General features: G+C 35.7%; 4 protein-coding genes. 1 reads left to right on the top strand and 3 read right to left on the bottom strand.

The annotated features are described in order from the left end of the window. The first annotated feature begins 669 nt into the window (after window positions 1-669). Window positions 670-3,714 carry an efflux RND transporter permease subunit gene (locus tag ILT06_RS27080; protein WP_222655672.1) on the top strand — a complete coding sequence of 1,015 codons (3,045 nt, stop codon included), beginning with the start codon at window positions 670-672 and terminating at the stop codon, window positions 3,712-3,714. Window positions 3,715-3,758: 44 nt separating this feature from the next. Here ILT06_RS27080 and ILT06_RS27075 read toward each other — a convergent pair whose 3' ends face one another. The 3 genes from ILT06_RS27075 to pstC form a co-directional block, all read right to left on the bottom strand. Beyond that, window positions 3,759-4,283, bottom strand: a complete 525-nt coding sequence (locus ILT06_RS27075) for a P-loop nucleotide/nucleoside kinase family protein (protein WP_088046955.1) — start codon at window positions 4,281-4,283, stop codon at window positions 3,759-3,761. A gap of 135 nt (window positions 4,284-4,418) precedes the next feature. Then, window positions 4,419-5,339, bottom strand: coding sequence for a phosphate ABC transporter permease PstA (gene pstA / locus ILT06_RS27070; RefSeq protein WP_000994145.1), 921 nt, complete (start codon window positions 5,337-5,339; stop codon window positions 4,419-4,421). A 2-nt stretch (window positions 5,340-5,341) separates the two neighbouring features. Further along, the gene (gene pstC / locus ILT06_RS27065) at window positions 5,342-6,232 is read right to left on the bottom strand and encodes a phosphate ABC transporter permease subunit PstC (RefSeq protein ID WP_000676675.1); all 891 of its coding nucleotides are present in this window, start codon (window positions 6,230-6,232) and stop codon (window positions 5,342-5,344) included. Window positions 6,233-6,248 lie beyond the last annotated feature (16 nt).

Raw genomic sequence — 6,248 nt, 5'->3', positions numbered from 1 at the left:
TTGTCTGCCGCTCCAGAAGCGACTTCATCATATTAACATCTTCGTTTTTTGATGTCAACTAAGTTTTAAAATTTCTTTTTTGTCGTTTTCTGCGTTTCCGCATCAGCGACGTTTATTAATATACCATCATGATTTTTAAATAACAAGTGTTTTAAAAAAAAAAAAAAAACAAAAAAATATCCATCCTACTTTCTTCTATATAGAGACACCTCATCCCATCTATGGAAAACAGCTATTTAAATTGCATACCAATACACTCTAGTTAACCAAACTGTATTTCATAACCCCTTCCTAGCTTTTCATTCTCTTCTATATTAAAGCCTTGATCATTTACTTCTCTATAGACTAACAATATACAAAACAAATCAATCCAACCTTTTAAAAAATAGATTCACCACTTCCTACATAAAGCAAACATGCCGATTTTTAGTTTTGTTCCTCCACACAAACTATTAATTGAACGAATCGGTTGTTTACAGACAGCTCGATTAGGTAATAATCTTATCGCTCGGCGAATAGCGGAATAAATAACGAAATTCCAACAAAAACATTAACTTAAGATTATTGTTAGAATTTTTTTACATTTAATTAATGAAAGATATCCATTTTTTGTTATATAGTAAGAAAGGACGTACTCAACTATAAATAAACCAATGGAGGAATTACTTTATGGATAGGTTAACAAAGTTTTCATTAAAAAACCGCGCCGCTGTTATCATCATGGTTTTTCTCATTTCCGTACTTGGCGTTTATTCCGGATCTAAATTACCTATGGAATTTTTACCAAGCATCGATAATCCAGCAGTCACTGTCACAACCTTATCTCAAGGACTCGATGCTGAAGCGATGACAAAAGAAGTAACTGATCCCCTCGAAAAACAATTTCGCAATTTAGAACACATCGACAGCATCACCTCTTCTACGCACGAGGGATTATCACGTATCGATATCGCGTATACATCCAAAGCAAACATGAAAGACGCGGCACGCGAGGTTGAAAAGGCCATTAACACAATTAAATTACCTAAAGATGCAACGAAACCCATAGTTAGCCAATTAAATACTTCTATGATTCCACTCGCTCAAATTGCTATCCAGAAGCAAAATGGATTTTCAAAAGCAGATGAAAAACAAATCGAAAAAGAAATCGTACCACAACTCGAAAACATTGATGGTGTTGCCAACGTTATGTTTTTCGGAAAATCAGCCTCTGAATTATCTATCATACTAGACCCAAACCAATTAAAAGATAAAAACGTAACAACAGAACAAATATTAAAAGTTTTACAAGGAAAAGAAACTTCCACTCCAGCTGGAGCAATTACCGTTAATAAAGAAGAATATAACCTTCGTGTCATTGGGGATATAAAAAATGTAGATGATATTAAAAACATAACCGTTGCACCTCAAGTAAAATTGCAAGATGTGGCTCAAATCGAACTTAAACAACACTACGATACAATCTCGCATATAAACGGAGAAGAAGGAACCGGATTGATCATCATGAAAGAGCCAAGTAAAAATGCAGTTACAATCGGAAAGGAAATCGATAAGAAAATCAAAGATATAAGTAAACAATATAAAGATCAGTTTTCTATTAAACTTTTAGCCTCAACTCATGAGCAAGTTGAAAATGCTGTTACTAGCATGGGCAAAGAAGTAATTCTTGGAGCAATTGCTGCAACTCTAATTATCTTAATCTTTTTGCGTAACTTCCGAACGACACTCATCGCCGTTGTCAGTATTCCATTATCTATTTTATTAACACTCTTTTTACTACACCAATCTAACATCACACTTAACACCTTAACGCTTGGTGGTTTAGCAGTTGCAGTTGGACGTCTCGTTGATGATAGTATCGTTGTCATCGAGAATATTTTCCGTCGTTTACAAAAAGAATCTTTCTCTAAAGATATTATTCTTGATGCAACGAAAGAGGTCGCCGTCGCAATTACTTCTTCTACTTTAACAACAGTCGCTGTTTTCTTACCTATTGGCCTCGTATCAGGAGTAATCGGAAAATTAATGTTACCTATGGTATTAGCAGTTGTATATTCTATACTATCATCCTTAATCGTTGCACTAACAGTTGTTCCACTTATGGCTTTTTTACTACTCAAAAAAACAAAGCACAAAAAGCCAAGTTCTTCACCACGATATGTCGCTACATTAAAGTGGGCTCTTTCGCATAAATTCATTATTCTACTTACTGCTTTTTTATTATTCGCAGGATCGATTGCAGCCTATGTATTACTACCGAAAGCGAACATAAAATCTGAAGACGACACAATGTTATCTATTAATATGACTTTCCCAGCTGATTACGCTCCTGAAACGCAAAAACAAAAAGCCTTCGATTTCGAAAAGAAATTACTTTCTAATTCGGATGTAACGGATGTTATTTTACGAATGGGATCTAGCGCAGAAGATGCACAATGGGGGCAAACGACAAAAAATAATCTTGCCAGTATATTTGTAGTCTTCAAGAAAGGCTCTGATATTGATCAATATATTAAAGAGTTAAAGAAAGAACATAAAGCTTTTGAGCCTGCTGAACTAGATTATATAAAAACGAGTTATTCAAGCTCTGGTGGTGGCAACAATTTGCAATTCAACGTAACAGCTACTAATGAAACGAATTTAAAAGAGGCTGCTACTATCGTCGAAACAAAACTAAAAGATATGACTGCTCTCTCTAAAGTAAAAACAAATTTAGAAGACTCTAAGAAAGAATGGCAAATCCATGTTGATCAAACAAAGGCCGAACAACTAGGCTTAACACCAGAATTAGCAGCACAACAAGTAGCACTCCTTATGAAGAAATCACCTATTGGTGAAGTTTCAATCAATAATGAAAAAACAACTATTATAATAGAACACAAAAAAGAAAACATTACTAAACAAGAAGACATTTTAAACACAAGCATACTATCACCTATCAATGGACCAATTCCTTTAAAAGACATTGCAACTATTTCAGAAAAGCAACTTCAAAGAGAAGTCTTCCATAAAGACGGAAAAGAAACGATTCAAATTACTGCCGAGGCCTCAAATGAAGATTTAAGTAAAGTAAGTGCAGAAGTAAATGAAACGATAGCTAACTTAGATTTACCTAGCGGCGCAAAAGTAACTATTGCAGGTGCAACTGAATCTATGCAAGAGAACTTCACAGATTTATTCAAAATTATGGGGATTGCAATCGGGATTGTATATTTAATTATGGTTATCACCTTCGGACAGGCGCGCGCTCCTTTTGCAATTTTGTTCTCCTTGCCATTAGCTGCTGTTGGCGGTATTTTAGGGTTAATCATTTCAGGAACACCTGTTGATGTAAATTCCTTAATCGGCGCATTAATGTTAATCGGGATTGTCGTTACAAACGCTATTGTATTAATAGAAAGAGTGCAACAAAATCGGGAACACGGCATGGAAACAAGAGAAGCCTTACTAGAAGCGGGTTCCACTAGATTACGTCCAATTATTATGACAGCTATAACGACAATCGTCGCTATGCTTCCTCTCCTATTTGGTCAATCGCAAGCAGGAAGCATGGTATCAAAAAGTCTTGCCGTCGTTGTCATCGGTGGTTTAGCAGTCTCAACCGTTCTTACATTAGTAGTCGTTCCAGTTATGTATGAACTATTAGATAAAATCGGGAGAAAAAGACGCTCTCGTAGAAAAATAAGCACTTCTACAGAAACACCTGATATTTAAAGAAAAAGGCGTTATCTTCAAGAACGAAGATAACGCCTTTTTCTCTACTTACTGATATAATCCATCATTTTTTGAGCATATCGCTCTAGAGGTTTACCAGAATCTACAATAAGACATTCACTATTTAAAGGTCTTTTACTACCATCTAACCATTTTTTAAAAGCTACTTCCGAATCCACTTTTCCAATCTGACTAACCATACGTTTACGTGTTTGTAACCTATTATTAATCTCCTCCATATCATTAAGATAGCATTCAATATATTTATATTTCACACCATGTTTATTAGACAGTTTCATTCCTTTTTCAACCATCCCTTCATATAAACATGGACTATCCAATATAACACTATGCCCTTGTTCTAAATAAGAATCAATCAATGCCCATTCAACATCGTATGATACTCCTCCAACAATTGTCGATTCAACCCCTTTCATTTCTAATGATTGTAACAATGCCGATTTCAAAACGTCATGATTTATAATTACAGCACCTGTTAACTTCGCTATATACTTAGAAACTGTCGATTTTCCCGATCCAGGAAAACCTGACATTTGTAGAAAAAACAAATTAACTTCTCCTCTCATCTGTACCTATTCATCTATATAATCAATTACAAATTCAACAATCATTACATCCATTCCTTCTATATTAAAATACAAAAAGAACTCCCTACTTATAAATAGAGAGTTCCTCTTTATAATTTATGCCGCTTTTACTTTTTTCGTCGTTTTACTTTTTCTTTTCGTCCCTGTAAAACGTTTGTGCAATATAGATGCTACCAAGCGTGAAATAACGTTGAATAGTAACACCATAATAATTAATACAGCTGCAGATTTTGTCGCGATCAACTTCGCATCCGGAATAACTCCTTCAGAATTTAACTTCCAAATGTGAACCGCTAACGTTTCAGCTGGTCTAAATGGATTTAAAGGATGCGCAGGACTTGAGAAGTCTGCTGCTGAATTTAAAATCGGGGATGTTAAACCCGCTGTGTAAATTAACGCTGCCGCTTCACCAAATATACGACCCGCCGCTAAAATAATACCTGTAATAATTTGCGGTAATGACGATGGAATAATAATACGAGCAATTGTTTGCCATTTCGTTGCACCTAATCCAAGACTCGCCTCTTTTACATTATGAGGCACTTCTGAAATCGCATTTTCACAAACACGTGTTAAACCTGGTAAGTTTAAAATTGTTAAAGCAAGAGCACCGCCCATTACTGTGTATCCCCAACCTGTCATGGTAACGAACACTAACAAACCGAATAAACCAACAACAATCGAAGGTAAAGACGCCATTGTCTCAATACATAAACGAACAAAATTTAAAAAGCGCCCTTGTTTTGCGTACTCTGCTAAATATATTCCAGCACCTAACCCAAGAGGAATAGATATAACAAGCGTTATAACAAGCATGTAGAAGGAATTGAATAACTGTGGACCAATCCCACCACCAGCTCTTGTATTACTTGGTTCTCCAAACAAGAAATTAGGATCCCAAAATCCCCATCCCTTTTGCAGAATTTCAAACACTAAGAATACTAGCAGAGCTACAACTAAAGCTGCAACTGCATAAAAGATACCTGTCCAAACTTTATTTACCGTTCTTGCATTCATTATTATCGCTCACCTCTTTGCCCAATCGCTCGAATTACTAAAATAAACAGGAATGAAATAACAAGTAAAATCATCGCTAAAGTCCATAGCGCATTGTTCCAAGCAGTTCCGTTTAATGTATTTGTCATGTCCATTGTCAAAATACCAGTTAACGTCGCTGTCGGACTATATATTCCTTCTGGTAATTTAATTGTGTTCCCGATTACCATTTGAACTGCTAATGCTTCACCAAAAGCACGCGCTAAACCTAAAACAACACCTGTTAAAATCCCTTTTTTCGCAGCAGGAACAATCACTCGGCTAACCGCTTGCCATTTCGTTGATCCTAGACCATAAGAAGCTTCTAAATAATCAAATGGAACGGAGCGTATTGCATCAGAAGCGATACTAGCAATAGTAGGTAAAATCATAATACTTAATACAACAATACCCGCAATTAGACTAAAGCCCACTCCCCCGAACGAATCACGTAATAGCGGCACTAAAATCGTAACCCCTAATAATCCGTATACAACCGAAGGAATACCAACTAATAATTCTAAAACGGGCTTCAATACTTTATTTCCAAACTTCGGCGAAATTAAATTCATGAATATAGCAAGAGCTATAGCAATTGGCGCACTAATAATAACCGCACCTAACGAAACCACCGTTGAACCTACAATAAAAATCAAAGCCCCGAAGGTTCCTTCGTCAGCATTTGGATTCCATTTTGTCGATGTTAACATCTCAGTAAATGAGATACCGCTTTGTGTAAAAGATTGAATACCTTTACCGCAAATAAACGCAATAATAGCTAATGTAATTAAAACAATAAAAATACCACAAAACGTAACAAGCGATCTTCCTATATATTCACTTTTTACGTAATTAATTTGTTTTTTCCCCTTCATCACAGGTCAGACCCCA

The sequence above is a fragment of the Bacillus sp. 17RED48 genome (genome assembly GCF_019837545.1).
Taxonomy (GTDB): Bacteria; Bacillota; Bacilli; order Bacillales; family Bacillaceae_G; genus Bacillus_A; species Bacillus_A wiedmannii.
This window is presented reverse-complemented; position numbering and strand designations above follow the sequence as displayed.